The organism is Crocosphaera sp. XPORK-15E, assembly GCF_034931425.1.
GTDB lineage: Bacteria > Cyanobacteriota > Cyanobacteriia > Cyanobacteriales > Microcystaceae > UHCC-0190.
The window spans coordinates 93,172-109,847 of sequence record NZ_JAYGHQ010000013.1 but is presented as its reverse complement, the minus strand read 5'-3'; the positions used below and the strand labels follow the sequence as shown (position 1 = coordinate 109,847).

The window sequence follows — 16,676 nt, the reverse complement described above, 5'->3', positions numbered from 1 at the left end:
TCCCAATCCTAATCATAACCTAATCCTGCTAATCCCATCATCCTAAAAATCCTGATCGGTTGATTGATAAGCTTTCAAAGTTGCTTGTGCTGTTCTTTCCCAAGAGAACTTTTGTGCCTGTTTTTTCCCCTTATTTATCATCTCCTTTCTTAAGGTAGAATCATCAATAATCTTTAACATTATTTGGGCTAATTCATGATAATCATAAGGATTAAAATATAAAGCTGCATCTCCTCCAACTTCCGGTAAAGAGGAGGTATCAGAAGCAATAACAGGCGCACCTAATGTCATTGCTTCTAACACAGGTAAACCAAACCCTTCATAATAAGAAGGATAAATAAAAGCTTCTGCTTGATTATAAAATAAAGCCACTAATTCATCAGATAAATAATCCAAATGTTGGATATCTTCTTTAAAATTAGATGCTTCAATCTTATCTAAAATCCCTTGATAATTCCAGCCTTTTTTACCCACTAATATTAACTGATGGGGAATTTTATAATTCTTTTTTAAATATTCAAACGCTTCAATGAGAGTTAAAATATTTTTCCTAGGTTCTAAGGTACTAACAAAAAGAAAATAGGGTTTATACAAATAATAATCAATCACATCTCGATGATCATAAATTAATTTACGAGTTAAATAATTAGCAGAATAACGACTTGCTTGGGGGGTAATATAAATGATATCTGGGTTAACATTGAGCAATTGTACAATATCTTTTTTAGTGTTTTCAGAAAAAGTTATAATTAAATTTGTCCACTTTAAACACCGCTTAATTCTTTCCAGATACCCCTTAACAATAGTGGTAGAATATTTAGGATGTTTAATAAAAGTTAGATCATGAATAGTCATTACTTTTACCCCTTTACGGTAAGGATAAACATAATGATCTGTTCCATGAATAATATTAGGTTGCTCTAAATACCTATCAAAATAAGGTAAAACAACTGGAGAATATTTAGCCAATAAATTTGCTAAACTCACCGGAATAGGAAAGGAAGAAACTTGAGGATAGTGACTTAATAATTCAGGGGTTGATAACTTTCTCAGTAACCAATTTTTAACGGAAGGATGAAAATAAATATCTAGGGTAAAGTTTTCCGTTTCTTGTAATTGATATAAAGCGTTAATTAAGTTTAAGGTATAAACGCCAATACCTGTTAATTTTCCTCTAATGGGTGTTCCGTCAACACAAACTTTAAGCATTCTTTTTAATCAACTGTCTCCTGAAATAGCTTGTCCATGATATTAGCATAGTTATCAACACAGTGAAATTGTTCATAACTTCGTTGCATAGCTTGTATTTTATCTCGAATGATGTCATTTTTAACAATGGTTTTGATTAATTCAAAAACGGCTTTTGCCTCTTGCCAATCAATCACTAATTCTGCTAAATTATATTTAAGCAATTCATAGGCCATCCAAGTCTGAGCAGTGACTAAAGGAATTTTACCCGCCATAATACATTCTGTAAAAATTCCTGATGTCCTAGCTTGATAAGCGGGAGAATTATAAGGTAATAAAATCACTTTACTTAACCCAAACCAATAATGATATTCATCTCTAGTTAAATGAGTTTTGATTAATTTTAAATCTACCCCATTTTTAACTGATTTTAACTGGGAACTTTCGGCACAAACTAAACTAATATTTTGGCTTTCTTCCCCTGAATAACTAATTAATTGATTAATTATAGTCCATCCTTTTTCTTCCCTAGGGGAACCCGGCCACCAACATAAAATTGTAGCATTATCACTTAAGTTTGTGTTATAACTAATAATATCGGTATGAGGAATTGGCATCACCTTAACTGATTCTTGAAAATAATTAGTTAAGGATTGACTGAGCAATTCACTATCAGTTAATAGTTGAAATTTATTACTTTTTAATCGCCATTTAACCAAAGAATTAAGCAGTTTATAAATCCATCGAGTTTGATCTTTATGGGTATCCCTCCGATAAAGTAACCAAACCGATAAATTATCATTTTTCACCAAAAATAAAGCAATTAATAAAGCCAATAATTGTAAATGAATAAACCGTTCAAAAAAAATAATTGATGATCTTGACTGAGGAATAATCTGACTGTTTAAATAATCAGCCATACTTTTTCCTAATTCCCAAGTACCCTGAATACTTAAAAACTTATCCCCTAAACTCCCTTCTTTTTCCAAATCATAATTACTTAATGCCTCATGCCAACCCAAAGGTAAATCATCAACTTTGCTATTATAGGGAACAGCAACAAAATGAGTCCATCCCAACTGTTTAACCGCTTGGCTAACAGCTTGATGATAAGGAAGAATGTGGCCCTCACCCCCCATCAAATTAGGAATTAAAGACACAAATATTGGTAATAATTCTCCCTTTCCTTCATCTTGACTCATGGGTAATAATTAGTCATGATTTAATCAGCTTTACCGTATCTCGTAAGCCTTCAAACACCTCAATTCTAGTCGAATATTCACTCAATTTGCTCAAGGTTTCCTGTCCCCTTCCCGTCAAAACTAAAACAGGTTGACATTCCGCTTTAATAGCACATTCTACATCACTGGGCGCATCTCCAATAAAAAAAGATTGAGACAAAGAAATCTGATGTTTTTTAGAGGCATTAATCAGCATTTGGGGGGAAGGTTTACGACATAAACAATTATCTTGAGGATGATGAGGACATAAGAAAATATCAGCAAATTGTACCCCAAACTTGGCATATTCTTGACGAATAAACTGATGTACAATCTCAACATCATCCAAAGAATAATATCCCCGCCCTACCCCTGCTTGGTTAGTCACTAAAATCAATAAATAACCAGCATCTTGCCAATATTTTAAAGCTTCCCCTGCACCGAGGGGAAGCTCAACTTGTTCAGGTTTGCTCAAATAGGGGACGTACTTAATAACAACCCCATCTCTATCCAAAAATAGAGCTTTTTGAAGTTGTTTATAAGGGGTAAACGTCGTTGTCATATTCACCGTTAATTAGACAGCAATTTGCGCTTCCAAACCTGATTTAGCAAACAATTGCGCCTCAACCTGCTCACATATACGATGATAGCTAATGAGGTGAATTTCTTGAACATAGGGGGTATTATATTCCGGGACAAACAAGGGATAATCAGTCAGATCTTTTAATTTTCCCCCACCATTTCCGGCCATACCAATGGTAATAACCCCTAATTCTCTCGCCATTTCCATGGCCTTGATTACATTAGCAGACTTACCAGAGGTAGAAATTCCCCAAAGGATATCCCCTGGTTTGGCAAACGCTTCCACTTGACGAGCAAAAATAGTTTCAAACTCGTAATCATTAGCCCAAGCCGTTAAAGTTGCAGGGTTAGTTCCCAAGGCGATCGCAGGTAAACCCCGACGATGAAGTTGAAACCGCCCCACAAATTCTGCTGCAATGTGTTGCGCGTCGGCTGCGGAGCCACCATTTCCACAAATAAGCAATTTATTACCAGCTTGAAACTGTCTGGCAATTAAGCCAATGGTATGCTCAACAGCACGACAGTATTTAGGGTTAAACGCTTGCTCTAGGCTATTTAGCCTATGTTGAATCCAATAATTCACCGTTCCTTCCTCACTTAATTAGCAGGTACCAGTTTTTCCTGTTCCTGCCAAAACCACTCAATTGTTTTCGTTAATCCTAATTCTAATGGAGTTAAGCTGAAATTGGGTAAAGATTGCTTAAGTTTGTTAACAACTAAACACTTTGACTTGGCCCCCACATAACGAGAGGTGTCAAACTCAATCTGGTTGAAGTCGTATCCGACTTGTTCACAGATCAGTTTAGCAAAATGCCGAATCTGGTATTCTTCCCCCGCACCAATGTTAATGATGTCATTATCAACGGTTTGGGAGAGTTGCATGGCAAGCTTAGCAAAATCTTCGACAAAAACCAATTCCCGTGATTGAGTGCCGTCTCCCCAAAGAATTACGGATTCACCATAGAGTTTACCGCGAATAATCTTACGGATGAGATCGAAGATGAAGTGCATCTGTCGTCCATCGGTATGATACCCCGTCCCGTAAAGGGTTGAGGGAACCAAACAGAGATATTTTAAGCCATATTGCTTATTTAAGGCCAAAAGTCCCGCATAAAGCATCCGTTTGGTCATAGCATAAGTAAATAGACTACTAATGGGCATCCCTGTTAGATAATTATCCTCTACCAAAGGTAAGTCGGGATCATAGGCACAACTTGTTCCCATACAAATAAATTTAGCCTGGGATTGGTGTTTTTGCCACCAGGTCAAAACATTAGTATTCATCTGTTGGTTGATGATCCATTGTTCCCCTGGATGGTACAAACAGAAGTCTCCAGCTTGTGTCCAAGCGGCTAAATGATAAATTTGATCATAGCTAAAATCATTAAACTTAAGTAACGAATCTGTTTGAGTCAGATCGCAATTTTTGGAGTTTAATTTGATTAAGTCGTGGCCTTGTGCTTCCAGTTGAGAACATAAATTAGTCCCTAGAAACCCAGAAGCACCTGTAACTAAGATTTTCATAGTAATATCATATAAACGGCATTGACTCCTAAAAAAATGGGGTCAGGTAGAGATACTATAGCCATGACGTGAAGTTTTGTAAAGAGTTGCACTGCTTTTAAGATTCAGATAGTTTTGAGTTTTAATCTTTTTGATCTGTGTTAAAAAGTGCTTCTAAATCACGATTACCCCTAACAACTCGCATAATTTCTATAGTATCTTGACTCAGGCGATAAAAAATGATGTAACTATTTAGGGGTAAACCCCGCAGGTAAGGACGAATATAGCGATAACTACGACCAATTTTAGGAAACTGTACTAAATAACGACATTTTTTCTCGAATTGATTCAATAGTTTTTCGGCTGTTTCAAGATTGGTTTGAGAAAGGTAATCTGTAATGATTTTAAGGTCTTGAATGGCTTCGGGTGCAATAATATATTGAGTCATTATTACCCTTCTTTATTCTGTTGTAAATTTTTCCTCAATTGGTTAATAGCGGTTTCTCCATCGATTCCTTCACCTCGATCTAATTGTTGCGCTGCTATGTCAATTTTTTGCCCAATTTCTTCAATCCATTGCTCATATTGATTGCGTTTTTCTAATAGGTTTAGAGCTTCTTCCAGTACATTATCTATACTGGTATATTTACCGGAGATAATTTGCTGTTTAATGAGGTTTTCTAGTTTAGAGTTAAGGATAATGTTCATTAGTTTTTACTCGCCTTTGGGTGAAAAAATTTTATCTTTTTGATATTTTACCCTTTTTTACTAGAAGTTAGTATAATGTACATAAATCTGTATATCAGCATCAACTAAAAATTATGTTCAGCTATGAAATAACATCACCCACTGAAGCGAGAAATGGCTTATTTCAGTTATTAGAAAAAGTCGCAGAAGATCATCAAGTATTCATTATTAATCGTCGTCATGGAGAAAATGTAGCTTTAATTGCAGAATCTGATTTGAGAAGTTTAGTAGAAACCCTTGAAGAATTAAAACAGGAGCTAGGAATTGAACAAGAAGATGAATAAACAAGTTAATTTATCGAGTTTGTCAAACTCAAATTGATTTTCTTTCTTGTCGTTTTCATTATGAATAAACCTATTACTTCAAAGTTAACCAACAAGATAACCTCGAATTTACAATATAATAGTAGAAGTGAAGTTAAGGGGAATAATAATGACACAAAGTATCACAAAACCTACTAGAAAAATTCGTCATTTAGAAAATGGCGATCACTTAACTCGTCTTGAGTTTGAAACCCGTTATCAGCAAATGCCTCATGTCAAAAAAGCAGAATTAATAGAAGGAATTGTATATATGGGATCTCCTTTACGAATCAATAAACACGGCGCACCTCATGCTAATATTATGGGATGGCTTGGTTTTTATAGTGCTTATACTAATGGTGTTCAATTAGGGGATAATTGTACTGTCAGATTAGATCCTGAAAATGAACCTCAACCCGATGCTTTACTAAGGATAGAAAAGGGTGGACAATCAACAATTAGTGAGGATGGTTATGTTGAAGGTGCGCCAGAATTAGTGGTAGAAATTGCAGCGAGTAAGGTTTCCATTGATTTACATGATAAATTTAAAGCCTATCGTCGTAATCAAGTTCAAGAATATTTAGTTTGGCGAGTTGAAGATGATGAATTTGATTCGTTTAGATTGAAAGAAGAAAAATATATTAAACTGCAACCTGATGAAAAAGGGATCATTAAAAGTGAAGTTTATCCTGGTTTATGGTTAGATATTAATGCTTTATTAAGGGGAGATTTAGCTACAGTTTTAGAAGTATTACAACAAGGAATTGCTACCCCTGAACATCAAAATTTTGTTATTCAACTATCTAAGAGTAGGGACAATTCATGAATTGCCTCTACAAGTTTTTTTATTCTTCTTCAGCATCAATTTTTATCTCACCACTTTGATCCATTAATTCATGAAAACGTTTTCTTCCTTGATCGTAATTTTTGCCTTTATATCCCAAAATTTCATTAACAATCCACTTTTGAGGAACACCATCTTTGAGTAACAAGGTAATGGTTTCTTGTAAAAGTTCTTCCTGATCTAAACAATTTTCAATTAACCATTTTTGAGTATTTTGATAGCGAGTTCTATGATTTTTTTGCTCAAAATGTAAATAGATTGTCCCTAATAAGGTAGGAAATGAAGTTTTAGATGTTTTCTCATTTCTAGCTGTGATGATTTCCCAATCTTCAGGGGATATTTTACTAATATATTTTGCTTGTTTTTCTTTAGTCATCAAGGTTTTAGCTAATTTGCTGAGTCTTCCTGGATTAACATAAGGAAGCAGATCATATAAATAATCAATGATGATGGCTGAAAATAGAGTATCACCCAGAAGTTTGACTTGTTTTTCCGGGGAAATACGCTCTTTTGAATCTTTTTGATGACGTTCTAATAAAGGGGCAATTAACTGTTTATTAATCCAATTATAGGCTTGAGAAAATCCCCGATCAATATGAATTGCACCGACTAACGCTTTGAGGGTTTTTTCAAAGGGGTTACTATTTTTAACACGCAAACGGTGTCTTTCTTCTTTCGTTACAATAAATGGATAACTTTCTCCTAATCCCAGATTAAACCACAGTTTAGTTAATCGTTCTCCTTCTGATAGTTTATCTCGTAAAGCGGTGAATTTGCTAATAGTTAAATAGGGAAAGTGATGATAAAGATAATCGACAATAATAAAATTGAGGAGGTTATCTCCTAAATATTCTAGTCGTTCATTATCATTTTCCGGCTGGTCAATTTGTTTCGCGTAGGAAGGATGAGTTAAGGACAAAAACAGCAGATCGGGGTTTTTAAAGTTAAAGCTGATTTTTTCTTCAACGGTAGATGAATTCCAGTCCATATACAGTATTTTTTGTAATTCTCTATCTATTATAAGCTAAAACTGTTAAGTATCTGAACATAAATAACCATAACTTTTGTTAATAAATGTAAACTAGCAAAAACTCTGGCCTGTGGCTTTAGCTTGCATTTAACCGTAATTTTGTCCGATGACTTACTTACAGGACTTTGGTTGTTTTAACCCAGACTTAACCTTATACGATTAAGATAAAAGGCAATATTAGATAGTTTACTTAGCATTCATGAGAATTGCCAGTTAATTCCCCTTAAAAGCCATTAGGAAATAATAATCGTAGAGATTCAATTAAAAAGCTAGGCTACCTTACTTTAAACGTTTATAACTGCGACAAATAAGGAGAGTAATGGCTATGTCGAAAATAGATTTTTATCAAGAAACTCTAACAGAAGAACAACTCGCCTCACCTCATATTTTACTCAAGGTTTTGCAGTCTGTGCGTCATGCTGTTATGAGGGATGGAACCGAAATTTTTGAACAGTGGCGATCGCTGATAGAACGAAAAGCATTTATCCCTAGTTCCGTTAATTTAGCCTACTATTTAGCCTTCCGTCGCCATGATATGCGAGAAATTCAATTATCCTTAATACCTTGGGGACTTTCCTCCCTCGGACGAATTGAAGCGCGAGTTTTACCCAATTTAGATGGAGTCATTGCCACTTTAGGGGCCTTGTGTGGCCAAGATCAGACATTCTTACCCAAACATCCTCCCCTCAAGGCATTTTTTGAAGGCGATCGCCTCCTAAAAAGTCATACCGATGAAGTTTTTGGTCATCCACCAGAAAGCCGTGAAGTCCGCATCATGGTTACGTTACCCACAACAGCCGCCACTGATTTTGAGTTGATCTTAGACTTAATTAAACGGGGAACTGACTGTTTCAGAATTAATTGCGCTCATGATACCAAAACTGAATGGGAAGCCATGATCAATCATATCCGTGAAGCAGAAAAAGTTCTAGAAAAAACTTGTAAAATTCTCATGGATTTAGGGGGGCCAAAAATCAGGTTAGATCATGTTTTATTGCCAAATGGCAAAAAGCGGATTTATCAAGGAGATGGTCTTTTATTAACAAGAAATGAGCCACAAACACCCGATGAAGTATATTTCAAAGCAAATTGTACCCTGCCCGAAATTTTCGATCAACTGCAAATTGGAGCAACAGTTTGGATTGATGATGGTCATATAGGAGCAACTGTTAAAGAGTTAATCCCAGAAGGAGCATTATTACGTATTGATCATGCCCGTCCCAAAGGAGAAAAATTACGACCTGATAAGGGAATTAATTTTCCTGATACCACATTAGATCTTAACCCTTTAACGGAAAAAGATCGCCAAGATCTCGATTTTGTGGCTACTCATGCTGATTTAATTGGTTACTCATTTGTCCAAAAAGCCAGCGATATTGAAATATTGCAATGGGAATTAAAAAATCGCCTCGGAAAAGATTGGCAAAAAGTAGCAATAATCGCTAAAATTGAAACTCCTACTGCCGTAAAAAATCTACCAGAATTAATCATTCATGGGGCAGGAAAACAACCCTTTGGCGTAATGATTGCTAGAGGAGATTTAGCCGTTGAAATTGGTTATCAAAGGTTAGCTGAAATGCAAGAAGAAATTCTCTGGTTATGTCAAGCCGCCCATGTACCAGTCATTTGGGCCACTCAAGTCCTAGAAAATTTAGTCAAAAATAGTATTCCTTCTCGTGCAGAAATGACTGATGCAGCGATGGGAGAACGAGCAGAATGTGTCATGTTAAATAAAGGGAAATTTGTCGGAGAAGCTGTGACGACTTTAGATGGGGTTTTATCGAGAATGGAGGCCCATCAATCGAAAAAAACCCCTCAGTTAAGGGCCTTACATTCTTGGTAAGGTGATTAAGCTAATACGCATTTTAAATGCGTATTAGCAAGGCAAAAAGCAAAAGTCAAAAGGCAAAAGGGAACTGGAATACATCTTTTTTATTGGATTTGACTAATACCCAGTTTAAATGCACAACAGCTTAAGCTAAAAACCATTTAAAAACATACTAAAAAAACCAGAGAAACCCCAAAAACTAGCCTAGACTACTGGTGTATCCGTCAAGTTTTAATTCCTTTTGTATTATGAATCTGAAATCCCTTCCTGGTGAAAGTTACCCCCTTGGTGCTACCTTTGAAAAAGACGGTAAAAATGGGGTAAATTTTTGCCTTTTTTCCAAACACGCCACATTTATAGAATTACTGTTATTTGATGAACCCAACGCCCCCGAACCCAGTCAAATTATCCCATTAGATCCCGAAATCAATCGAACCCATTACTATTGGCACGTTTTCATCCCTGGACTCACCGCAGGCCAAGTTTACGCCTACCGAATCCATGGCCCTCATGATCCCAGCAATGGTTATCGCTTCAATCCTAACAAAGTTCTCTTAGATCCCTATGGCAAAGCAATTGTGGGATCTTCAATTTATAATCGAGAAGCGGCCATGAAATTAGAGGATAATTGCGCCCAAGCCTTACGAAACGTCGTCGTAGATAACGAAACCTATGACTGGGAGGGGGACTGGACAGAACATCCCCGTTTACGAACCTCCTATGCGAGTAGTGTTATTTATGAAATGCACGTCGGAGGTTTCACTCGTCATCCTAATTCTGGGGTATCTCCTGAAAAAAGGGGAACCTTTGCCGGATTAATCGAAAAAATTCCCTATCTCCAAAGTTTAGGCATTACAGCAGTTGAATTATTACCCGTTCATTATTTTGATCCCGAAGATGCCATGAAAGGCCTCACTAACTATTGGGGATATAGTACCATCAGCTTTTTTACCCCTCATCGTCCCTATAGTTCCGATCAAAGTTCTCTCGGCCCCCTCAATGAATTTCGGGACATGGTGAAAGCCTTACATAGAGCGGGAATTGAAGTGATCCTTGATGTGGTTTTTAATCACACAGCAGAAGGGGATGAACATGGGCCGACCCTTTGCTTTCGAGGCATAGACAATGAAACCTATTACATTTTAGACAAAAACAAAGCCCATTACAAAAACTATAGTGGCTGCGGTAACACCTTTCGGGGCAATCATCCTGTGGTCAGTCGCCTTATTTTAGACTGTTTACGCTATTGGGTATCAGAAATGCACATCGATGGGTTTCGTTTTGATCTCGCCTCTGTTTTGGCGCGAGATGCTTCTGGAAGCCCTCTACAAGCCTGGAAAACCCATGCCCCTGATATTTTATGGGTTATTGAATCTGACCCCGTTTTAGCCGGGACAAAATTAATTGCAGAAGCGTGGGATGCTGCGGGCCTTTATGATGTGGGGCGGTTTGTGGAATTAGCGGACTGGTTTTCTGAGTGGAATGGGCCTTTTCGGGATGATGTCCGTCGTTTCATGAAAGGTGATGATGGTATGATTCCCTGTTTAGCGGCCCGAATTTTAGGTAGTCCTGATATTTATCACCGCATGGATGTTGACATTAACCGCAGTATTAATTTTATTAGCTGTCATGATGGATTTACCCTTAATGATTTGGTTTCTTATAACGAAAAACACAATCTAGCAAACCTCGAAAAAAACCGCGATGGTGCGAATGATAATTATAGTTGGAATTGTGGAATTGAAGGGGAAACAAATGATCCTGAAATTGAAGCATTGCGACTACAACAAATTAAAAATATCCTGACTATTCTCTTTTTATCCCAAGGAACCCCTATGATTTTAATGGGGGATGAGGTGCGACGAACTCAAAAGGGTAATAATAACGGTTATTGTCAGGATAATGAGTTAAGTTGGTTTGATTGGGATGCGGTTGAAAAAGAATATGATTTGTGGTGTTTTATTCGACGCTTAATTCACTTTACTCAAGGATTAGAATTGTTTCGTCAAGAGGGACGGTTGGAAGTTACTTCTGCTAGTCTTCATCATCCTCATATTAGTTGGCATGGGTTCAAATTAGGTCAACCAGATTGGTCTGATTATTCCCATTGTTTGGCCTTTAGTTTGCGTCATCCTGAGGCTGATGAATATTTGCACGTGATGTTTAATGCTTATTGGGAACTTATCGATTTTGAATTACCACTTTTGGGCCATGGAGACTGTTGGTATCGAATTATTGATACGGCTTTACCTTTGAATCAAACCTTTTGTGAGTTAGAGTCTGCTTCTCAAGTTAAAACGGAAACTTATCCAGTTAAAGCTCGTTCTTGTGTTGTTTTGATGGTTCATCCTATATAGTGATTACATTTGTAGGGATAATTTATGAATTGTCCCTACATCATTAAAAAATAAAAATAATTTCTAATTCCCAGTTATTTTTATCAATTTGGTTAATCTGAATCTGACGAATAAATTCCCGAAAATAAAAGCGTCTTTCTGCTTCTGATAAGTCTTGCCAAAATCTCGGTAAGGACACAGCATCTGCAATGTTTTTGAGGTTTTCTGGGGGTAATTGTTCCAGTTTAGAACGTAATTGACTGATTTCTACTTTAAGTTTATACTGCCTAATTTGGGCTGTTTGTTCATCAAGAATTTCTGTCGTAACTAAATCATTAATTTGTTCAATAATTTCTCGTTTTTGTTGTATTTTTTGTTGTATTTCTTCTTTAAAAATAGCCAGATTATTCAGGTTAAAATTTTTCACTCGTTGAGGAAAGTTTTGACAAATATATTCAATAGTTTTGTCTAAAACATCTTGATAATAAATTGATTTACATTGCGGTTTTGCGGGGCAATTTTTCGGACGAATATACAAATAAGTTTCTTTTTTATTCCTTTGGGTGACTTGCGTAATAGTCATTGGTTGCTGACAGTTTTGACAGAGAATTAAGCCGGCTAAAGAACGAGCAGCACTGGCAGTTCGAGAGGGTAATTGACGATTTCTTCGCAATAAACGGTCAATTTGTGCTGCTTCTTCCCGTGAAATAATGGGGGTATGGGTATCAGAAATAATCTCATTATTTTGATAGGCTAAATCACCTCGATAAACTGGATTTGTTAACCAACGACTACCCGTTGAAACTGCAATTTTTTTGCCATATCTTTTTTCTAAATAATTAACGGCTCCTCTTAGTGATCCAAATAATAAAAACTGTTCAAAAAAATCTTTAACAACCGGGGATGTACTACGATCAATAATATAACGATCTTTGCCTCGACGATAACCATAGGGTGCTTTTCCAGGGGGAGGTAAGGCTTTAATACGGTTAATTGCCTGTCCTTTTTGCAGTTTTAAACTATATTGATTTTGCTGAATTTTTTCTTGTAATTCTGAAGAATTTATCTCAATATTTAACGGTTTTTTCTTAAATAATTTCTCCCTATTATCATCAGATTCAATCAGAATAATTAAAATACCAAGAGAGGTTAACTGTTGCCAATATTTTGTGATTTCTTCCCAAGAGTCGCCTAATTCTTCTAAGCAACGAATTCCTAAATAATGAGGAGGATTTTTTTGACAATCTTTTAACAGGGTTTCTAACTGATGACGTTCCCCCATATCATGATAAAGTTTATCAACATCGAGATTCTGAGTTGATATATCAAAGGAATATTCTAATAATGGATCACTATATATATAGGCAAAAATTTTCATATATTAAGCTTATTTTAAATTAGGTTCGTAGTTGAGGCTTTAGCCTTAAAAAGAAGCCCTAAAGTGCTTACTACAAACCTCAATAAACCTCAATAAATCGCTAGGAAAAGATAATTTGAGAACCTGGGGCATTAATTTTAACTGACAGTACCTGATGATTTGCAAAGGCTTTTTGTAGCTGAGGATGGATTTCTGGTGGGGCAAAAAATAACATAAATCCTCCTGCTCCTGCCCCTAATAGTTTACCACCCCAGGCCCCTGATTCTTTTCCTAATTGATAAAGATGATCAATTTCTGGGTTAGAAATAACAGTATCTAAACTACGTTTAGCTATCCAAGCTTCATCTAATAATTCCCCAAACGCAGAAAGGGGTTGATTACTGATAAGAATATCCCAACCTTGATCAACCATTTTACGCATTTTTTTGAGGGTTTCAGTATTATTAGCCACTCGTTTTAATTGTTGTTCTACTACTTGAGATGCACGACGTTTAATACCAGTAAATACAATAAAAATATGAGATTCAAATTCAGCTAACCGTTGAGGAGAAACAGGCACACGATTAACAATAATATCCTGTTCTGTTCTAAATTCAACTAAATTAAATCCTCCCATGGCTGACATTAATTGATCTTGACAACCAACCCGATCATTAACTAAATGACGCTCAACATAAATGGCTTCATAAGCTAAGTCTAAAGGCTTCACAAATTCCCCTTTAAAACTATGTAAAGCATGGAGTAAAGAAACAGTAAATGCGGAGGAAGAACCCAAGCCCGTAAAAGCAGGTAAATCAGCCACATTATGCAATTCAATATCTTTTTCTAAGCCACAAAATTTTAAACATTCACGATAAACTTTGTGTTCAATTTCTTCGACGGTTTTAACTAGCTCAACTTTGCGATAAGACAAGCGCATTGAATAGTCAAATAAATGACTGGGAAAGGGACTCGCTGTCACATAAGAAAACTTATCAATGGCTGTAGCTAAAACGGCTCCACCCTGTTCTAAAAAATACTCAGGATAGTCTGTTCCTCCACCAAAAAAGCTGATTCTAACGGGTGCGCGTGAAATTAACATAACTCTCTTAAATGATTAAAGTTTTCTTGGATAAATGCTTCAGCTTTGGGTAAGGTTTCCGGGGTTCCAATATCTAAAAATGGGGCTTGAATAGGATGAACTTTAAAATTAATCTTCTGCTCAAGTAATGTGGGAAAAACATCATATTCAAAACTCAAGGGAAACCCTGAAGGAAATCTTTTTAACAGTTGATGCCGAAATAAATACACACCACCATTAATGATACCTTCTCCTGCTTTTTTTTCAGCAAAACTGACAAGTTGCCCTGATTCATCTATAATTAAAGAACCATAGCGAGAGGCATCATCCACTGATACTCCTAAGATTACCCCATCGATGGTATCATCTTTTAAATAATGGGCCAGTTGGTTAAATTGGGCTACAATTAAAGAGTCTCCATTCATGACTAACCAAGCTTGAGGAGATAGCTCGCTCTGATTAACAGCATTTAAAAATCCTCCTGCTGTCCCTAAAGCTTGTTGTTCTCGACAACAATAAATGTCCATTCCTTTGACTTCTTGCTGTTTAAAATGTTCCTCAATTACTTCCCCTAAATAACCTGTTGATACAATTCCTTTGGTAATTCCTTGCTGTTTTAGATACCTAATAATCCATTCTAAAAAGGGTTTACCTGCCACCGGAGCCATGGGTTTTGGTACATTAGGAAGTAGGTGTTTAACCCTCGTTCCATAACCTCCTGCTAATATGACTGCTGCAATTTCATTCATAGATATTTGTTAGTCAAAGGTTAATTTTTGTTTAGATACTTGACAATTATCAAAAAAATGTTACGGTAATTGGAACTCCTATAATTTACTTGTTTTAATTGATTTTTGACTGATGTTAACTCCTCTAATTCATGCTTTAAAAGAATGGGATGTTGCTGTTAATGCCCTAGAAAAAGGACAAACAATTTTGCTATTGCGTAAAGGTGGCATTCGAGAAGTTGGTGGTCATTTTAAAGTCAAGCATAATCCAATTTTATTATACCCTACCTATGAACACCAAAAACCTCATTTATTAAAGTCAGTTTATCAGACTTCAGTAACCCCTGTGCCTTCTGGTTGGCATCCTGATACAATTACTATTAATAGTTGGGCTAATATTACTCATATTTTTCAGATTCAAGAAGCCTCTAAAGTAAACCTTTTATTACCTTACCATATTTGGACAGAACAATTTGTTAAAGAACGATTTAATTGGAAACCTGGGCAACCCCTTTTTCTCTTATTATTACGGGTTTATTTATTACCGAAACCTGTTTTAATTGCCTATGCTAATGAATATGGAGGATGTAGTTCTTGGCTTCAACTCAATCACTCAATTTTATTAGAAGAAAGTCAAGAGATATTCAATGATACTGACTATGATCAAAAAGTAGCAGAAATTGAGACAATCCTCTAGTTTATTTAGGGACTTTTTTTGTTATAATTAAACAGTAAATCATCGAAAAATCAAGAAAATGTATTTATTAATTCCTGCTGCTGGATTAGGAAAACGCATGGGAAGCGATCGCAATAAACTTCTCCTCACTCTTTTAGGAAAACCCCTTTTAACTTGGACATTGTTAGCGGCTGAAGCATCCCAACAAATTCACTGGATTGGTATTATTGGACAGGCCTATGATTTTCCTGAATTTAAGAGCATTTTATCCACAATTTCTGTAAGTAAACCTGTGGAATTAATTCAAGGAGGAGAAACTCGTCAAGCTTCAGTTTTTAATGGTTTAAAAGCCTTACCGAAGGAGGCTAAACAGGTTTTAATTCATGATGGAGCTAGATGTTTAGTCACGGCTGATTTATTAGATAATTGTGCTTTAGAATTATCTAATTGTCAGGGATTAATTGCCGCCATTCCGGTTAAAGACACCATTAAAGTTGTTGATAGTAATTATTTAATTCAAGATACTCCCAATCGGGCTAATTTATGGGCGGCTCAAACCCCCCAAGGATTTGATGTAAACTTATTAAAAGATTGTCATGAAAAAGGCTATCAATTAGGGTGGGAAGTGACAGATGATGCTGCTTTGTTTGAAAAATGTCAGCTACCCGTTAAAATTGTCGAAGGAGAAGAAACTAATTTAAAAGTAACAACCCCTGTCGATTTAGCTATTGCTGAATTTATCCTGAAACAGCGATCTTAATCGTATTTTTAGCTCATCCGTTCAAATCTTTAGTTAACAGTGATCGCCTTATTTCCAAACCACATTAAGTAACAAAAAATTGCTATTATTCGCATTTTAGCTGCTGGCGGTTTAGTAGAAGATGCCGATTTCCTAGAGTTAACCAGGAATTTAACGGCAATAGTGTCTATTATTGCCTAGGCTTCTTGAAGCAGCTTGAGGGTATTATGGGGGCGGAGAGACTTGAACTCTCACGACTTTTAAGGTCAACGGATTTTCATTCTCTTGCAGCTTTCGCTACTGCTTGATCTCAGCTTTGAGAATTGGACTCTCTCTTTACCCTCAGCTTTATCTGTTAGGGTAGCTCCCGTCGAGTCTCTGCACCTTCCGAAACCTTACGGTTTCGGCTTGGCTCAGGATTGCCTTATCTATATACTAGACTTAGGTTTCCCTGAGTTTGAGAGCTTACACTTGCTAGATTTCTCTATCAAGGCTCAATTTATTTAAGTCCGCAG

17 protein-coding genes are annotated in these 16,676 nt (G+C 36.3%); 6 read left to right on the top strand and 11 right to left on the bottom strand.

Annotated features, from left to right (window positions below):
* Nucleotides 1–42: 42 nt before the first annotated feature.
* The 7 genes from VB691_RS15760 to VB691_RS15730 form a co-directional block, all read right to left on the bottom strand.
* Nucleotides 43–1,209: a glycosyltransferase family 1 protein gene (locus tag VB691_RS15760; protein WP_323292463.1), complete on the bottom strand. Its 1,167-nt coding sequence runs from the start codon at nucleotides 1,207–1,209 to the stop codon at nucleotides 43–45.
* A gap of 5 nt (nucleotides 1,210–1,214) precedes the next feature.
* Nucleotides 1,215–2,390: a glycosyltransferase family 1 protein gene (locus VB691_RS15755; protein WP_323292462.1), complete on the bottom strand. Its 1,176-nt coding sequence runs from the start codon at nucleotides 2,388–2,390 to the stop codon at nucleotides 1,215–1,217.
* A gap of 13 nt (nucleotides 2,391–2,403) precedes the next feature.
* Nucleotides 2,404–2,970 (bottom strand): HAD family hydrolase, encoded by a 567-nt coding sequence (locus VB691_RS15750; RefSeq protein ID WP_323292461.1) that lies wholly within the window; start codon nucleotides 2,968–2,970, stop codon nucleotides 2,404–2,406.
* Nucleotides 2,971–2,982: 12 nt separating this feature from the next.
* Nucleotides 2,983–3,573: a D-sedoheptulose 7-phosphate isomerase gene (gmhA, locus tag VB691_RS15745; protein ID WP_323292460.1), complete on the bottom strand. Its 591-nt coding sequence runs from the start codon at nucleotides 3,571–3,573 to the stop codon at nucleotides 2,983–2,985.
* A gap of 14 nt (nucleotides 3,574–3,587) precedes the next feature.
* Complete coding sequence (locus VB691_RS15740; protein ID WP_323292459.1) at nucleotides 3,588–4,514, bottom strand: NAD-dependent epimerase/dehydratase family protein; 927 nt, start codon at nucleotides 4,512–4,514, stop codon at nucleotides 3,588–3,590.
* A 121-nt stretch (nucleotides 4,515–4,635) separates the two neighbouring features.
* Nucleotides 4,636–4,941, bottom strand: coding sequence for a type II toxin-antitoxin system RelE/ParE family toxin (locus VB691_RS15735; protein WP_323292458.1), 306 nt, complete (start codon nucleotides 4,939–4,941; stop codon nucleotides 4,636–4,638).
* Between the two features lie 2 nt (nucleotides 4,942–4,943).
* On the bottom strand, nucleotides 4,944–5,201 hold the full coding sequence (locus VB691_RS15730) for a ribbon-helix-helix domain-containing protein (RefSeq protein WP_323292457.1): 258 nt from the start codon (nucleotides 5,199–5,201) through the stop codon (nucleotides 4,944–4,946).
* A 113-nt stretch (nucleotides 5,202–5,314) separates the two neighbouring features.
* On the opposite strand from VB691_RS15730, the gene VB691_RS15725 reads away from it, so the two are divergent.
* Nucleotides 5,315–5,524, top strand: a complete 210-nt coding sequence (locus VB691_RS15725; protein ID WP_323292456.1) for a type II toxin-antitoxin system Phd/YefM family antitoxin — start codon at nucleotides 5,315–5,317, stop codon at nucleotides 5,522–5,524.
* Between the two features lie 148 nt (nucleotides 5,525–5,672).
* On the top strand, nucleotides 5,673–6,368 hold the full coding sequence (locus VB691_RS15720) for a Uma2 family endonuclease (protein ID WP_323292455.1): 696 nt from the start codon (nucleotides 5,673–5,675) through the stop codon (nucleotides 6,366–6,368).
* Nucleotides 6,369–6,387: 19 nt separating this feature from the next.
* Here VB691_RS15720 and VB691_RS15715 read toward each other — a convergent pair whose 3' ends face one another.
* The gene (locus tag VB691_RS15715) at nucleotides 6,388–7,374 is read right to left on the bottom strand and encodes a ribonuclease III domain-containing protein (protein WP_323292454.1); all 987 of its coding nucleotides are present in this window, start codon (nucleotides 7,372–7,374) and stop codon (nucleotides 6,388–6,390) included.
* Between the two features lie 367 nt (nucleotides 7,375–7,741).
* Here VB691_RS15715 and VB691_RS15710 point away from each other — a divergent pair, with 367 nt between their 5' ends.
* The gene (locus VB691_RS15710; protein WP_416245180.1) at nucleotides 7,742–9,259 is read left to right on the top strand and encodes a pyruvate kinase; all 1,518 of its coding nucleotides are present in this window, start codon (nucleotides 7,742–7,744) and stop codon (nucleotides 9,257–9,259) included.
* A gap of 233 nt (nucleotides 9,260–9,492) precedes the next feature.
* Nucleotides 9,493–11,601 (top strand): glycogen debranching protein GlgX, encoded by a 2,109-nt coding sequence (gene glgX, locus VB691_RS15705; protein ID WP_323292452.1) that lies wholly within the window; start codon nucleotides 9,493–9,495, stop codon nucleotides 11,599–11,601.
* 43 nt (nucleotides 11,602–11,644) lie between these two features.
* Here the strand turns inward: glgX and VB691_RS15700 are convergent, their stop codons facing one another.
* The 3 genes from VB691_RS15700 to VB691_RS15690 all read right to left on the bottom strand — a co-directional run bounded on the left by VB691_RS15700 (nucleotide 11,645) and on the right by VB691_RS15690 (nucleotide 14,767).
* On the bottom strand, nucleotides 11,645–12,958 hold the full coding sequence (locus tag VB691_RS15700; RefSeq protein ID WP_323292451.1) for a recombinase family protein: 1,314 nt from the start codon (nucleotides 12,956–12,958) through the stop codon (nucleotides 11,645–11,647).
* A 100-nt stretch (nucleotides 12,959–13,058) separates the two neighbouring features.
* A complete protein-coding gene (locus VB691_RS15695; RefSeq protein ID WP_323292450.1) occupies nucleotides 13,059–14,039 on the bottom strand; it encodes a GHMP kinase in 981 nt (326 codons plus the stop codon).
* Nucleotides 14,033–14,767, bottom strand: a complete 735-nt coding sequence (locus tag VB691_RS15690; RefSeq protein WP_323292449.1) for a nucleotidyltransferase family protein — start codon at nucleotides 14,765–14,767, stop codon at nucleotides 14,033–14,035. The genes VB691_RS15695 and VB691_RS15690 overlap by 7 nt, the downstream gene beginning before the upstream one ends.
* 112 nt (nucleotides 14,768–14,879) lie before the next feature.
* Between VB691_RS15690 and VB691_RS15685 the strand changes: the two genes are divergently transcribed.
* Together VB691_RS15685 and ispD are read left to right on the top strand one after the other, a co-directional pair.
* Complete coding sequence (locus tag VB691_RS15685; RefSeq protein WP_323292448.1) at nucleotides 14,880–15,443, top strand: DUF1802 family protein; 564 nt, start codon at nucleotides 14,880–14,882, stop codon at nucleotides 15,441–15,443.
* Nucleotides 15,444–15,501: 58 nt separating this feature from the next.
* Entirely contained in the window at nucleotides 15,502–16,182 is a 681-nt protein-coding gene (ispD, locus tag VB691_RS15680) for a 2-C-methyl-D-erythritol 4-phosphate cytidylyltransferase (RefSeq protein WP_323292447.1), read from the top strand.
* Nucleotides 16,183–16,676 lie beyond the last annotated feature (494 nt).